Source organism: uncultured Microbacterium sp. (genome assembly GCF_963521645.1).
Taxonomy (GTDB): Bacteria; Actinomycetota; Actinomycetes; order Actinomycetales; family Microbacteriaceae; genus Microbacterium.
The window spans coordinates 1-13,226 of sequence record NZ_CAUQVQ010000007.1 but is presented as its reverse complement, the minus strand read 5'-3'; the positions used below and the strand labels follow the sequence as shown (position 1 = coordinate 13,226).

12 protein-coding genes and 1 pseudogene are annotated in these 13,226 nt (G+C 67.6%); 9 read left to right on the top strand and 4 right to left on the bottom strand.

From position 1 onward, the window contains the following. The first annotated feature begins 51 nt into the window (after positions 1 to 51). From pgi to RWO82_RS03305, 3 genes are read left to right on the top strand one after another with little or no spacing between them, the layout of a single operon-like run. Complete coding sequence (gene pgi / locus RWO82_RS03315; RefSeq protein ID WP_314423288.1) at positions 52 to 1,731, top strand: glucose-6-phosphate isomerase; 1,680 nt, start codon at positions 52 to 54, stop codon at positions 1,729 to 1,731. A gap of 58 nt (positions 1,732 to 1,789) precedes the next feature. Next, complete coding sequence (locus RWO82_RS03310; RefSeq protein ID WP_314423286.1) at positions 1,790 to 2,788, top strand: hypothetical protein; 999 nt, start codon at positions 1,790 to 1,792, stop codon at positions 2,786 to 2,788. Positions 2,789 to 2,835: 47 nt separating this feature from the next. Next, a complete protein-coding gene (locus RWO82_RS03305; protein WP_314423284.1) occupies positions 2,836 to 4,107 on the top strand; it encodes an NAD(P)/FAD-dependent oxidoreductase in 1,272 nt (423 codons plus the stop codon). 57 nt (positions 4,108 to 4,164) lie between these two features. Here the strand turns inward: RWO82_RS03305 and nrdF are convergent, their stop codons facing one another. The 4 genes from nrdF to nrdH all read right to left on the bottom strand — a co-directional run bounded on the left by nrdF (position 4,165) and on the right by nrdH (position 8,040). Then, on the bottom strand, positions 4,165 to 5,145 hold the full coding sequence (gene nrdF, locus RWO82_RS03300; RefSeq protein WP_241796658.1) for a class 1b ribonucleoside-diphosphate reductase subunit beta: 981 nt from the start codon (positions 5,143 to 5,145) through the stop codon (positions 4,165 to 4,167). 61 nt (positions 5,146 to 5,206) lie between these two features. Beyond that, entirely contained in the window at positions 5,207 to 7,327 is a 2,121-nt protein-coding gene (nrdE, locus tag RWO82_RS03295; protein WP_314423452.1) for a class 1b ribonucleoside-diphosphate reductase subunit alpha, read from the bottom strand. A 20-nt stretch (positions 7,328 to 7,347) separates the two neighbouring features. Further along, positions 7,348 to 7,800 (bottom strand): class Ib ribonucleoside-diphosphate reductase assembly flavoprotein NrdI, encoded by a 453-nt coding sequence (gene nrdI / locus RWO82_RS03290; RefSeq protein ID WP_314423278.1) that lies wholly within the window; start codon positions 7,798 to 7,800, stop codon positions 7,348 to 7,350. 6 nt (positions 7,801 to 7,806) lie between these two features. Continuing rightward, positions 7,807 to 8,040: a glutaredoxin-like protein NrdH gene (nrdH, locus tag RWO82_RS03285; RefSeq protein WP_201470361.1), complete on the bottom strand. Its 234-nt coding sequence runs from the start codon at positions 8,038 to 8,040 to the stop codon at positions 7,807 to 7,809. Between the two features lie 410 nt (positions 8,041 to 8,450). On the opposite strand from nrdH, the gene RWO82_RS03280 reads away from it, so the two are divergent. The 6 genes and pseudogenes from RWO82_RS03280 to RWO82_RS03255 form a co-directional block, all read left to right on the top strand. Continuing rightward, positions 8,451 to 9,614 carry an MFS transporter gene (locus RWO82_RS03280; RefSeq protein WP_399540703.1) on the top strand — a complete coding sequence of 388 codons (1,164 nt, stop codon included), beginning with the start codon at positions 8,451 to 8,453 and terminating at the stop codon, positions 9,612 to 9,614. Beyond that, the gene (locus tag RWO82_RS03275; protein WP_314423270.1) at positions 9,611 to 10,525 is read left to right on the top strand and encodes a sugar kinase; all 915 of its coding nucleotides are present in this window, start codon (positions 9,611 to 9,613) and stop codon (positions 10,523 to 10,525) included. The genes RWO82_RS03280 and RWO82_RS03275 overlap by 4 nt, the downstream gene beginning before the upstream one ends. Before the next feature lie 43 nt (positions 10,526 to 10,568). Next, on the top strand, positions 10,569 to 11,327 hold the full coding sequence (locus RWO82_RS03270) for an alpha/beta hydrolase (protein ID WP_314423268.1): 759 nt from the start codon (positions 10,569 to 10,571) through the stop codon (positions 11,325 to 11,327). Continuing rightward, positions 11,324 to 12,484, top strand: a complete 1,161-nt coding sequence (locus RWO82_RS03265) for an acyl-CoA dehydrogenase family protein (protein ID WP_314423263.1) — start codon at positions 11,324 to 11,326, stop codon at positions 12,482 to 12,484. The genes RWO82_RS03270 and RWO82_RS03265 overlap by 4 nt, the downstream gene beginning before the upstream one ends. 87 nt (positions 12,485 to 12,571) lie before the next feature. After that, complete coding sequence (locus RWO82_RS03260; RefSeq protein ID WP_194763655.1) at positions 12,572 to 13,039, top strand: Lrp/AsnC family transcriptional regulator; 468 nt, start codon at positions 12,572 to 12,574, stop codon at positions 13,037 to 13,039. Continuing rightward, positions 13,036 to 13,226, top strand: a pseudogene (locus RWO82_RS03255) (aspartate aminotransferase family protein); the annotation flags it as partial. The gene RWO82_RS03260 and the pseudogene RWO82_RS03255, both read left to right, overlap by 4 nt.

Sequence of the window (13,226 nt, the reverse complement as noted above, 5' to 3'; positions counted from 1 at the left end):
GCTCAGGCCCGTCATCGCCGCCATCCTCGGGAATCGCAGTAGCGTGGGATCATGACCGCTCCCGTTGATCCGACAGCCACTCCCGCATGGTCCGAGCTCACCGCCCTGCACGGCGCGTTCACCCCTGATCTCCGCGGCTGGTTCGCCGCGGAGGACGACCGTGCGGAGAAGCTGTCGTTCCCCCTGGCAGACCTGCATGTCGATCTCTCTAAGAACCTCGTCACAGACGAGGTCCTCGCGGCCCTGCTCCGTCTGGCCGAGCAGACCGGCGTCGCAGACCGCTATGCGGCCATGCTCGCCGGGGCGCACCTGAACACCTCCGAAGATCGCGCCGTGCTGCACACCGCACTGCGGCGCCCGGTCGGCGCGTCCCCCGCGCTCGTCGTGGACGGGCAGGACGTGGATGCCGACGTCCACGAGGTCCTGGACGCCCTCGGCGCATTCGCATCGCGCGTCCGCGCGGGCGAATGGCGGGGCGTGACGGGCAAGAAGGTCACTCACGTCGTGAACATCGGCATCGGCGGTTCGGACCTCGGGCCCGTCATGGTCTACGAGGCACTGAAGCCCTACGCGGACGCCGGCATCGAGGCGCGGTTCGTGTCGAACATCGACCCCACCGACCTCGCCCAGAAGACAGCGGACCTCGACCCGGAGACGACCTTGTTCATCGTCGCCTCCAAGACGTTCACCACGCTCGAGACCCTCACCAATGCGCGGCTCGCCCGCGACTGGCTGTGGGCCGGGCTCGCGGCATCCGGGGCTATCGCCGACGGCGACGATGCGCGCACCGACGCGGTCGCCCACCACTTCGTGGCGGTGTCGACCGCTCTCGACAAGGTCGCGGCGTTCGGCATCGATCCCGCCAACGCCTTCGGTTTCTGGGACTGGGTGGGCGGCCGGTACTCGGTCGACTCCGCGATCGGCCTGTCTCTCGCCATCGCTCTCGGACCCGACACGTTCCGTGAGCTTCTCGCAGGCTTCCACGCCGTCGACGAGCACGTGCGCACGACTCCGCTCGAGCGCAACGTGCCGGTGCTGATGGGGCTGCTGAACATCTGGTACGTGAACTTCTTCGGTGCGCAGACGCATGCCGTGCTGCCGTACGCGCAGCAGCTCAGCCGCTTCCCCGCGTACTTGCAGCAGCTCACGATGGAGTCCAACGGCAAGTCCGCGCGCTGGGACGGGAGCCCCGTGAGCACCGACACCGGTGAGGTGTTCTGGGGCGAGCCCGGCACGAACGGACAGCACGCCTTCTACCAGCTGATCCACCAGGGCACCCGGCTGATCCCCGCCGACTTCATCGCCTTCGTGAACCCGGCGTACCCGCTGACCGACGACGGCCAGGACGTGCACGAGCTGTTCCTCGCGAACTTCCTGGCGCAGACCAAGGCGCTCGCCTTCGGGAAGACCGCGGAAGAGGTCGAGGCGGAGGGCACGACCGGCGCCCTGGTCGCGGCGCGCACGTTCGCCGGCAACCGGCCGACGACGTCGATCTTCGCGCCCGCGCTCACCCCCCAGGTGCTCGGTCAGCTGATCGCGCTGTACGAGCACATCACCTTCACACAGGGCACGATCTGGGGCATCAACTCGTTCGACCAGTGGGGCGTGGAGCTCGGCAAGCAGCTCGCGATGCAGATCGCTCCCGCCATCGGCGGGGACGACGCGGCGATCCGCGCGCAGGACGCGTCCACCCGGTCGCTGCTCGCGTATTACGCGGCGAACCGGAAGTAGAGCGGCTCAGGTCGCAGATGCCGATGCGGCCGGCGGCCGACGGGTGTAGGTTGCGGAGATGGAGCCGATCCGTGTGGGCCTCGTGGCCGATCCGGCTTCGCCGACAGCCGTCGCGCGCCGGATGACCGGTGTCGGACCGATGCTCGACGCCGATGGCGACGGCTGGGTGGTCGAACTCGTGAGCGAGCCGTTCACTCTCGGCTCCGAAGACGTCGACGTCGCTCTGGAACGACTCCGAGCGCGTGCCGACGAGAACCGCTGGGACCTCGTCATCGGCGTCACCGAACTCCCCCTCCGCGATGACGACGGCCGCTATCTGCTGGCCGCGATGGATCCTCAGCGGCACTCCGCCGTGCTGTCGCTGCCCGCCCTCGGCGGCTTCCGTGTGCAGACGCGCGCCCGTCGGGCCGTCCACGGTCTCGTCAACGACATGGCCGTGCCCGCAACACCCGACGAGCAGCGCCTGCCGCTCCCCCGGCTCAGCGCGCGCGGACGCCTGCTTCTGGGGATGGTGCTGGCCAATCGCCCCTGGCTGCTCGCCGCGGGACTCAAATCCGCTCTCGTCGCTGCTCTCGCGACCGGAGCCGTGGCGACGATCGAGCCCTCGGTCTGGTCTCTCGCCCTGTCGCTGTCGGGGTGGCGGCTCGTGGCGGCGACCGTGGCGTCCGTCGCGATCATCATCGGCTGGATCGTGATCGACGGACGGCTCTGGGACCGCCCCGATGACGCGTCTCCCGAGGCGCGCGAGAGATCGCGCCTCTACAACACCTCGACGCTGCTGACTCTGACCATCGGCATCAGCATCTGCTATCTGGCGCTGTACGTCGTGAACCTGGCGTGGGGATTCTTCGTCCTCGACCTGACAGTGATGAGCGACGCGCTCGGCCGCCCTGTCGACATCCCCGAGCTGTTCGTCCTCACCTGGTTCGTCGCGTCGGCGGCGACGCTCGGCGGCGCGCTGGGCACAGGCCTCGAATCGGACGATGCGATCCGCGCCGCCACCTATTCGAAGCGCGAGGAGGACCGCCGCGCCCGCCTGGCGGACGAGCGCGACTGACCGGCCCGTCGGCACCACCTCTCGGCATACCGACATAGGCTGGGGCCATGCATGACGCGGTCGTGATCGGGGCGGGACTCGCGGGGCTGCGCTGTGCGGGACTGCTCGCCGCCGAGGGATTCGACGTGATCGTGGTCGAAGCGGGCGACGCCGTCGGCGGACGCCAGCGGACCGACCTCATCGACGGGTTCCGATTGGATCGCGGATTCCAGGTCCTCAATCCCGCCTACGGCGAGCTCCGGCGCAGCGTCGATCTCGGGCGACTCGCGATGGGGAGCTTCCCGGTAGGTGTCCGGGTGTGCACGGACGACGGGGTGGTCGAGTTGCGGCATCCGCTCCGGCATCCGCTGTCGATCCACACCACGCTGCGCAGCGGACTGGTGAGCGCCTCGGACGCCGTCGCGCTCGCCCGCTGGGCGACGCCCGCTCTGGCGCTTCCCCTCTCACGCCTCGCTCAGGACGACATCTCGCTGCGTGCGGGATGGGATGCCGTCGGGCTGCGCGGTCCGCTGCGCACCGCCGTGCTCGAGCCGTTCCTTGCGGGAGTGCTGGCCGAGGATAACGGTGCGACGTCGAACACCTTCGCCCGATGGCTCGCGCAGTACTTCGTTCTCGGTCGCCCCGGGTTGCCGGCGCAGGGGATCTCCGCGGTCCCCGAGCAGCTCGCCGCACGCGCACGCGCTGCCGGTGCCGAGATCCGCCTGCGGGCGCGCGCCGTGGGGGTCTCCACCCGCGCACAGGGCGTCGAGGTGGGGATCGAGGGCGGCGACCCCGTCCGGACTGCCCGAGCTGTCGTGGCGGTCGGACCGGATGCCGTCGCCGATCTCACGCCTCTCCCCCGACCTGCGACGAACGGACTGCAGACCTGGTGGTTCGCCGCCGATGAACCCCCGACCTCGTCCGCGCTGCTCGCGGTCGACGGCAGAGGCACGGCCCGGGGTCCGATCGTCAACACCGTGGTGATGACGCATACGGTGCCGTCATACGCCCCCGCCGGGCGTCACCTCATCGCCGCGACCTGCCTGCTGTCGCGCGACGGCGAGTCCGCCGCGGAGAGCGAGGTGCGCCGACACCTGACCGAGATCTGGGGTGTCGACGTGAGCGCATGGCAGCTGCTGCGGCGCGACGACATCGCCGACGCGCTCCCGAGCCAGACTCCACCGCTGCGGCCTGCGAGATCGCCGCGGTATACCGAGCGCCTCTACGTCGCCGGAGATCACCGTGACACGGCATCGATACAGGGCGCCCTCGCCTCCGGTGAACGCGCTGCACAGGCGGTCCTCCTCGACGCGAGGACATCGCGACGCGTGACACGGTGACGACGAAGGGGGCGGATGCCGCAGCATCCGCCCCCTTCGTGGTGTTCAGCAGGTGACTCAGAAGTCCCAGTCGTCGTCTTCCGTCGCCTCGGCCTTGCCGATGACGTAGGAGGAACCGGAGCCGGAGAAGAAGTCGTGGTTCTCGTCGGCGTTCGGCGAGAGGGCCGACAGGATCGCCGGGTTCACGTTCGTGACCGTCGACGGGAACATGGCCTCGTAGCCGAGGTTCATGAGCGCCTTGTTGGCGTTGTAGTGCAGGAACTTCTTGACGTCCTCGGTGAGACCGACGCCGTCGTAGAGGTCCTGCGTGTACTGCACCTCGTTGTCATAGAGCTCGAACAGCAGGTTGAAGGTGTAGTCCTTCAGCTCCTGGCGGCGCTCTTCGGTCTCGTTCTCGAGGCCCTTCTGGAACTTGTAGCCGATGTAGTACCCGTGCACGGCCTCGTCACGGATGATGAGGCGGATCAGGTCGGCCGTGTTCGTGAGCTTCGCCTTGGACGACCAGTAGATCGGCAGGTAGAAGCCCGAGTAGAACAGGAACGACTCGAGCAGCGTCGAGGCGACCTTGCGCTTGAGCGGGTCGTCGCCCTGGTAGTAGTCCATGATGATCTGAGCCTTCTTCTGAAGGTTCGGGTTCTCGGTGGACCAGCGGAACGCCTCGTCGATCTCCTTGGTCGACGCGAGCGTCGAGAAGATCGAGGAGTAGCTCTTGGCGTGAACCGACTCCATGAACGCGATGTTGGTGTACACCGCCTCTTCGTGCGGGGTGATCGCGTCGGGGATCAGCGACACGGCGCCGACCGTGCCCTGGATCGTGTCGAGCAGCGTGAGCCCGGTGAAGACGCGCATCGTGAGCAGCTGCTCTTCGGGCGTCAGCGTGTTCCACGACTGGACGTCGTTCGACAGCGGCACCTTCTCGGGCAGCCAGAAGTTGTTCACCAGACGGTTCCAGACCTCGAGGTCCTTGTCGTCCTGGATGCGGTTCCAGTTGATCGCCTGAACGCTGTCGACCAGCTTGAGCGGGGGGTGAGGAGTCATGATTCGGTCCTAGAGTCGGTCGTTGAGCGAGCGGAGCGAGACGAAACGCAGCGACGCAACGTCAGAGCATGCACGAGACGCACTCGGTCATGTCGGTGCCCTCGAGCGCCAGCTGACGCAGACGGATGTAGTAGATCGTCTTGATGCCCTTGCGCCATGCGTAGATCTGCGCCTTGTTGATGTCACGCGTCGTGGCGGTGTCCTTGAAGAACAGCGTCAGCGACAGGCCCTGGTCGACGTGCTGGGTCGCGGCGGCGTACGTGTCGATGACCTTCTCGTAGCCGATCTCGTACGCGTCCTGGTAGTACTCCAGGTTGTCGTTCGTCATGAACGGCGCCGGGTAGTAGACGCGGCCGAGCTTGCCTTCCTTGCGGATCTCGATCTTCGACGCGATCGGGTGGATCGACGACGTCGAGTTGTTGATGTACGAGATCGAGCCGGTCGGGGGCACCGCCTGCAGGTTCTGGTTGTAGATGCCGTGCTCCTGGATCGACGACTTCAGCGCCACCCAGTCGGCCTGCGTCGGGATGTGCTTGCCCGCGAAGAGCTCCTTGACCTTCTCGGTCTCGGGCACCCAGGCGCGCTCGATGTACTTGTCGAAGAACTCTCCCGACGCATAGGTCGAGTCCGCGAAGCCGTCGAACGCCTGCTCGCGCTCGATCGCGAGGTTGTTCGAGGCGCGCAGAGCGTGGAACAGCACCGTGTAGAAGTAGATGTTCGTGAAGTCGATGCCTTCTTCGGAGCCGTAGTGCACGTGCTCGCGAGCGAGGTATCCGTGCAGGTTCATCTGTCCGAGGCCGATCGCGTGCGAACGGTCGTTGCCGTCTTCGATCGAGCGGACCGAGCGGATGTGGCTCTGGTCGCTCACCGCGCTCAGCGCACGGATCGCCGTCTCGACCGTCTGACCGAGGTCGTCGGCATCCATCGACAGCGCGATGTTCATCGAGCCGAGGTTGCAGGAGATGTCCTTGCCGATCTGGTCGTACGAGAGGTCGTCGTTGTACGTGGTCGGCGTGTTCACCTGCAGGATCTCGCTGCAGAGGTTGGACATGTTGATGCGGCCCTTGATCGGGTTGGCCTTGTTCACCGTGTCCTCGAACATGATGTACGGGTAGCCCGACTCGAACTGGATCTCGGCGATGGTCTGGAAGAACTCGCGCGCGTTGATCTTGGTCTTCTTGATGCGCGGGTCGTCGACCATCTCGCGGTACTTCTCGGTGACCGAGATGTCGCCGAACGGCACTCCGTAGACCTTCTCGACGTCGTACGGCGAGAAGAGGTACATGTCCTCGCCGTTCTTCGCGAGCTCGAACGTGATGTCGGGCACGACGACACCGAGCGACAGCGTCTTGATGCGGATCTTCTCGTCGGCGTTCTCACGCTTGGTGTCGAGGAAGCGCATGATGTCGGGGTGGTGCGCGTTGAGGTACACCGCACCCGCACCCTGCCGGGCACCGAGCTGGTTGGCGTAGCTGAAGCTGTCTTCGAGCAGCTTCATCACGGGGATGATGCCAGAGGACTGGTTCTCGATCTGCTTGATCGGCGCGCCGGCCTCGCGGATGTTCGAGAGCAGCAGCGCCACGCCGCCGCCGCGCTTGGAGAGCTGGAGCGCGGAGTTGATGCCGCGGGCGATCGACTCCATGTTGTCTTCGATGCGCAGCAGGAAGCAGCTGACGAGCTCGCCGCGCTGCGCCTTGCCCGAGTTGAGGAAGGTCGGCGTCGCGGGCTGGAAGCGACCGGAGATGATCTCCTCGACCAGCGCGACCGCGAGGTCCTCGTCGCCACCGGCGAGACCGAGGGCCGTCATCACGACACGGTCTTCGAAGCGCTCGAGGTAGCGCTTGCCGTCGAACGTCTTGAGCGTGTAGCTCGTGTAGTACTTGAACGCGCCGAGGAAGGTCTCGAAGCGGAACTTCTTGCTGTAGGCGAGATCGTTGAGCTTCTGGATGAACTCGAGCGAGTACTGCTCGATCACGGCCGGCTCGTAGTACTCCTTCTCGACCAGGTAGTCGAGACGCTCCTTGAGGGAGTGGAAGAACACCGTGTTCTGGTTGACGTGCTGCAGGAAGTACTCGCGTGCCGCGCGCTTGTCGGCGTCGAACTGGATCTTCCCGTTCGCGTCGTACAGGTTCAGCATCGCGTTGAGGGCGTGATAGTCGAGGCCCTCGTAGCTCGGGTTCATCTTGAACGCCACGGTCTCGCTCACGGAGTCATGCTCTTCGACTGCAGTTGCCACTGTCTTTCCAATCCGTCGCTCACGCGATCAACGTCGTCCTGTGTGCCGAAGATCTCGAGCCGATACAAGTGAGGCACGTGGCACTTGCGGCTGATGATGTCTCCGGCGAGACAGAAGGACTCGCCGAAGTTGGTGTTGCCCGCGGAGATCACCCCGCGGATGTGACGACGGTTGCGCTCGTCGTTGAGGAACCGGATCACCTGTTTGGGTACGGCACCGCGTTCGACGCCGCGCCCCTCACCCCCGCCATATGTGGGGGTGACGAGGACGAAGGGCTCATCGACGACGAGCTCTTCGTCCTGACGGTGGAGCGGGATGCGTCGGGCCGGAAGCCCGAGCTTCTCGATGAAGCGCGCGGTGTTGCCCGACGCGCTCGAGAAGTAGACCAGGAGCGGCGCGGCGGTCGCGACGGCGCTCATGGCGGATCACGCCAGGCGCGAGGCGAGCTCGTCGATCTTGTCGGGGCGGAAGCCCGACCAGTGGTCGCCGTCGGTCACGACGACGGGCGCCTGCATGTAGCCGAGCGCCTTGACCTGCTCGAGCGCTGCCGGGTCCTCCGACAGGTCGTGGATCTCGTACTCGATGCCCTTCGCGTCGAGCGCGCGATACGTGGCGTTGCACTGAACGCAGGACGGCTTCGTGTAGACCGTGATCGACATCTGATCCCCTCAAATCTCTGGTTTGTCCGGTAGAGCCTCACCGGGAACTCAATACTACATATAGGGACGGACATTCGGAGTGACCACAAGGGCTAGTAGTTACATCCGTGTAGTTTTCCACCGCTCTCCACTGGTACAACACAGGTTCTCCACCGTTTCTTCCACAGGCTCGACCCCCTCGGAGGCGCTCGCGAACCGCGTGAAATCGCGGCTGGGAACGCCCTGTGAGAGATCCATCCACAGGGGGCACGCTAAACGCCCCCTCGGACATTCGATGTGGTGTGGAAACTCGACATCGGCGTGTCGCGGCGTGTCGTGCCGACGGCGCTTCGACGGGTGTCCCCGATGCCCGATAGCGTGGGTCCGTGGCGGGATATCGGGACCTTCTTCGCACGCCCGGGGTGGCGCGCATGATCGCTGCTCAGCTGACGGCTCGTTTCCCCAACGGGATGACCTCGCTGGCGATCCTCCTGCACGTCGAGCAGCAGACCGGCTCCTACGGATCGGCGGGCCTCGTGCTCGCCGCGACCAGCGTCGGCCAGGCCGTGGCCGGTCCGATCACGAGCCGATGGATGGGCGCATGGGGAATGCGTCGCGTGCTCACGCTCACGCTCGGCGTGTGCGTCGTGGCCGTGCTGGGACTGGCGCTGCTGCCGCTGAACGTCGCCGGCTACATGATCCTGGGCATGATCGCGGGACTGTCGACCCCTCCGGTCCAGGCGGCGGTGCGCACCATCTATCCGAAGCTCGTGAACTCCCGCCAGCTCACGCCCCTGTTCTCTCTCGACGCCTCGCTGCAGGAGATCATCTGGGTGCTCGCGCCTGTCGTGATCACGCTCGTGTCGACCCAGGTGGGCACTGCCGAGGGCCTGCTGCTCGTGGCGGTGGTGCTCGTCGGCGGCGGCGCGTGGTTCATCCTCTCCCCCGAGGTCGGCCGCGTGCGCATCCCGCGCAGCCGCAGCGCTCTCGGCAAGGTCGTGCTCAAGCCGCCGGTGCTGCTCGCCACCGTCATCGGGTTCCTGCTGATCGGTGCGTGCTCGGCGGTCGAGGTCGGCGTCGTGGCGACGTTCGAGCACGGCAGCCTGGCCGCGGGTGTCGTGCTCGCGGTGTTCGCGGTGGGCAGCCTCGCCGGCGGGCTCTCGTTCGGACACATCCCGATCGGGCCCTGGGCGATGGCCCGGCGCCTCACCATCGTGACGGTGGGTCTGGCCCTGACGATGGTCTCGCTCGACGTGTTCTGGCTCGGAGGCACCCTGATCGTCGCCGGAATCGGGATCGCGCCCGCTCTCGCCGTGCTGTTCGCGATCACGACCGCGAGCGTCAAGTTCAGCGAGACGGCCGAGGCCTTCGGCTGGGCTGGCACCGGCCAGCTGATCGGCGCAGCGGCGGGCTCGGCGGTCGCGGGCTTCCTCGTCGATGCGACGGACCCGCGGGGCGCCTACCTGGCTGCGACCCTCTTCGCCGCGGCCGCGCTCGTGGTCTCGATCGTCTTCGTCCGTTCCTTCCCCGATCTGCGTCACCGCGATGCGAGTCCCCACCCCGACACCGAACCTCTGGCGGTCACCCCTTCATGAGCTCTGCGCCCTCCTCCGCATCCGTCATCCCCGAGGTCGTCTGCATCGGCGAGTCCATGGGGCTCGTCACGGCTCTGGGCGCCCCGCTCGCCGAGACCGAGACCGCCGCGCTCGGGCTCGCGGGCGCCGAGAGCAACGTCGCGGTCGGACTCGTCTCGGCCGGACACCGCGCCGCCTGGGCCTCGCGCCTCGGCGACGACCCGATCGGCAGCCGCATCTCGACCGAGCTCGCCCGCCGCGGGGTCGATCTCTGGGTGACCACGGACGCCGACGCCCCGACCGGCGTCATGTTCAAGGACCCGGGCATCGAGTCGTCGTCGGTCTACTACTACCGACGCGGATCCGCCGCGTCGGCGATGGGGCCCGGCTTCCTCGACGCCGCTCGGCTCGACGGCGTACGCATCGTGCACACCACGGGGATCACCCCCGCGCTCTCCCCCGCCTGCCGCGAGATGGTCGATCGGCTGTTCGTCGACGCTCGCACGGCGGGCGCGCTCGTGTCGTTCGACGTGAATGACCGCAGAGCCCTGTGGTCGATGCAGGATGCCGCAGAGACCCTGGCGCGCCTCGCCGACGCCGCCGACATCGCCTTCGTGGGCCGCGACGAGGCCGAGCGCATCTGGGGCACGGCGACCGCCGCCGATATCCGCGCGCACCTGCCGAACTGCGGGCTGCTCATCGTGAAGGACGGCGATGTCGGGGCGACGGCCTTCCGCCGCGATGACGAACCCGTGTTCGTGGACGCTCCTCGCGTCGAGGTCGTCGAACCGGTCGGCGCGGGAGACGCCTTCGCGGCGGGCTTCCTCGCGGCGACGCTCGACGGCGCAGGGCTGGATTTACGACTCGCCGCCGGCCACGCCGCAGCGGCGCGAGTGCTGACCACACACGGCGATCTGCCGCCGCTCGACTGACGCCGAACGGCCGCGGCGCACGGGCCAGTCGTAGGCTGGCTGCATGCCTGCACCGCTCACACTGCCTCGCATCTGCTGGGGCGACCCCGCCTCGGGTCGCCGCGCGCTCCTCGTGCACGGCCTCGGCTCGTCCGGCGCCCTCATGTGGCGCCTGGGCAGCGCCCTCGCCGACGCCGGGTGGCATGCCACGGCAGTCGATCTGCGCGGTCACGGCGACGCGCCCCGCGCACTCGACTACTCGGTCGGCGGGTACGCCGCCGACCTCGCCACGACCGTGCCCGACGGCGGCGGGCCGTGGGACGCCGTGATCGGGCACTCCCTCGGCGGCGCCGCGAGCACGGCCGCCTCGGCATCCGCCCCCGGATGGACGCGCCGCCTGGTGCTGCTCGACCCCGCCGTGCTCGTCGGCGGTCGAGACGCCGCGATCGTCCGCAGGAGTCAGGAGCGCGCGTTCGCGGACAACAGGATCGAGCTCGTACGGCAGGAGCATCCCCACTGGCATCCGCAGGACTGGGAGCTCAAGGTCGACGCCGTGCGGCGAGCCAGCGCCTGGGCGGTGGAGCAGACGAGCGCGCAGAACACTCCGTGGGATGTCACGGCGGATGCCGCGCGGCTGACCGTTCCCACCCATGTGATCGCCTCGGACCCCGAGGTCTACAGCATCTTCACCGGCGATGTCGCGACCGGCGTGCTCGCCGCCAACCCCCTCGTCACGATGTCGATCGTCGAGGGCGCCGGGCATTCTCTGCACCGCGACAAGCCCGAAGAGACCGTTCGACAGCTGAGAGAGGCACTGGCGTGAGCACCTTCGACCCCACCGCGTATCTTCCCGACGACCTGATCGAGCGCATCCGCGAGCGTGCGCCCATCCACGACCGCGAGAACACCTTTCCCGAGCAGGATCTCGCCGAGCTGCGAGACGCCGGCTATCTGTCGATCCTCGTCCCGACCGACCGCGGCGGCGCGGGCCTGGGCCTCGCCGAGGCCGCAGTGCTGCAGCAGCGCCTCGCCACCGCCGCCCCGGCCACGGCGCTCGCGATCAACATGCACCTCGTCTGGACCGGCGTCGCGAAGGTCTTCTCGGACCGCGGCGTCCCGGGCCTCGAGTTCGTGCAGGACGGCGCTGTCGCGGGCGAGGTCTTCGCGTTCGGCATCAGCGAAGGCGGCAACGACCTCGTGCTGTTCGGCAGCGACACCGAGGCGGCTCCCACGTCCGACGGCGGCTATGCCTTCACCGGGACGAAGATCTTCACCTCTCTCGCACCGGTGTGGACCCGGCTCGGCCTGCACGGACTCGACACCACGAGCCCCGACGCCCCCAAGCTCGTGTTCGCATTCGTCGACCGCACCGACGCGGTCGTCACGGGCGACGACTGGGACACCCTCGGCATGCGCGGCACCCAGAGCCGAACGACCCGCCTCGACGGCGCCACGGCGGACGCCGCACACGTCGTGCGCCGCATCGATCCGGGCCCGAACCCCGACCCCATCGTCTTCGGCATCTTCTCGGTCTTCGAGATCCTGCTCGCGTCGGTCTACACCGGCATCGCGCGGCGGGCCCTCGACCTCGCGGTGCTCACCGCTCAGAAGCGCCGGTCGAAGAAGACGGGCGCTGCGTACAGCCAGGATCCCGACATCCGCTGGCGCATCGCCGATATGGGTCTCGCGTACGACGCGCTCCCCCCGCAGATCGCCGTGCTCGCTCGCGACGTCGACGACAAGGTCGACCACGGTGCGCGCTGGTTCACGCTGCTGTCGGGGGTCAAGCACCGGGCGATCACGATGTCGAAGCACGTCGTCGACCAGGCGATGCTCGTCGCGGGCGGCGGCTCGTACTTCTCGTCCGCCGAGCTGTCGCGGCTCTATCGCGATGTGCTCGCGGGCGCGTTCCACCCCTCCGACCCCGAGTCCGCGCACGCGACCGCGGCGAGCGCCTGGTTGGGACCGCTCGAGTCCTGACCGGGTCAGCTGCGGTTTCACCGCTGCAGGTGTGCTGATTCTGCGAAATCGGTTGAACGATGGCCGATCCGATGCGAGGATCGCATCATGCCGTCCTCGAAGAAACACCCTCCCCTGGATGACGTCGCCAAGACGATCATCGAGCTGCTGCAGGAGGACGGGCGCCGCTCGTACTCCGATATCGGCCGCGAGGTCGGACTGAGCGAAGCCGCCGTCCGCCAGCGGGTGCAGCGTCTCACCGAATCCGGCGTCATGCAGATCGTCGCGGTGACCGACCCGATGCAACTCGGCTTCCCGCGCCAGGCCATGATCGGCATCCGCGTCTCCGGAGACACGCGCGTGGTCGCCGAGGCCATCGCCGAGATCCCCGCGATCGACTACGTCGTGATCACGGTCGGCTCCTTCGACATCCTCGCCGAGGTCGTGTGCGAAGACGACGAAGACCTCCTCGCACTCATCAACGACCGCATCCGTCCGATCGACGGGGTGCTGTCGACCGAGACCTTCATCTACGCCAAGCTGCAGAAGCAGCTCTACAACTGGGGGACCAGATGAGCACGCACCGCCAGACACCGTCCGAGGCCGAACTCCAGGCGATGGCCAAAGACCACCTGTGGATGCACTTCACGCGACAGTCGACCATGGAGAAGAGCGGCGTCCCGATCATCGTCAAGGGCGAGGGGCACCGCATCTGGGACTCGAAGGGCAAGGAGTACATCGACGGTCTCGCCGGCCTGTTCGT

Bases quoted from the DNA above. Each gene is read 5' to 3' on its own strand.
- RWO82_RS03260 (WP_194763655.1), top strand. From the start codon at position 12,572: ATGCCGTCCTCGAAGAAACACCCTCCCCTGGATGACGTCGCCAAGACG.
- RWO82_RS03275 (WP_314423270.1), top strand. From the start codon at position 9,611: ATGAGCTCTGCGCCCTCCTCCGCATCCGTCATCCCCGAGGTCGTCTGC.
- nrdE (WP_314423452.1), bottom strand. From the start codon at position 7,327: ATGAACCCGAGCTACGAGGGCCTCGACTATCACGCCCTCAACGCGATG.
- pgi (WP_314423288.1), top strand. From the start codon at position 52: ATGACCGCTCCCGTTGATCCGACAGCCACTCCCGCATGGTCCGAGCTC.
- RWO82_RS03270 (WP_314423268.1), top strand. From the start codon at position 10,569: ATGCCTGCACCGCTCACACTGCCTCGCATCTGCTGGGGCGACCCCGCC.
- RWO82_RS03280 (WP_399540703.1), top strand. From the start codon at position 8,451: ATGATCGCTGCTCAGCTGACGGCTCGTTTCCCCAACGGGATGACCTCG.
- nrdI (WP_314423278.1), bottom strand. From the start codon at position 7,800: ATGAGCGCCGTCGCGACCGCCGCGCCGCTCCTGGTCTACTTCTCGAGC.
- RWO82_RS03305 (WP_314423284.1), top strand. From the start codon at position 2,836: ATGCATGACGCGGTCGTGATCGGGGCGGGACTCGCGGGGCTGCGCTGT.
- nrdH (WP_201470361.1), bottom strand. From the start codon at position 8,040: ATGTCGATCACGGTCTACACGAAGCCGTCCTGCGTTCAGTGCAACGCC.
- RWO82_RS03310 (WP_314423286.1), top strand. From the start codon at position 1,790: ATGGAGCCGATCCGTGTGGGCCTCGTGGCCGATCCGGCTTCGCCGACA.
- nrdF (WP_241796658.1), bottom strand. From the start codon at position 5,145: ATGACTCCTCACCCCCCGCTCAAGCTGGTCGACAGCGTTCAGGCGATC.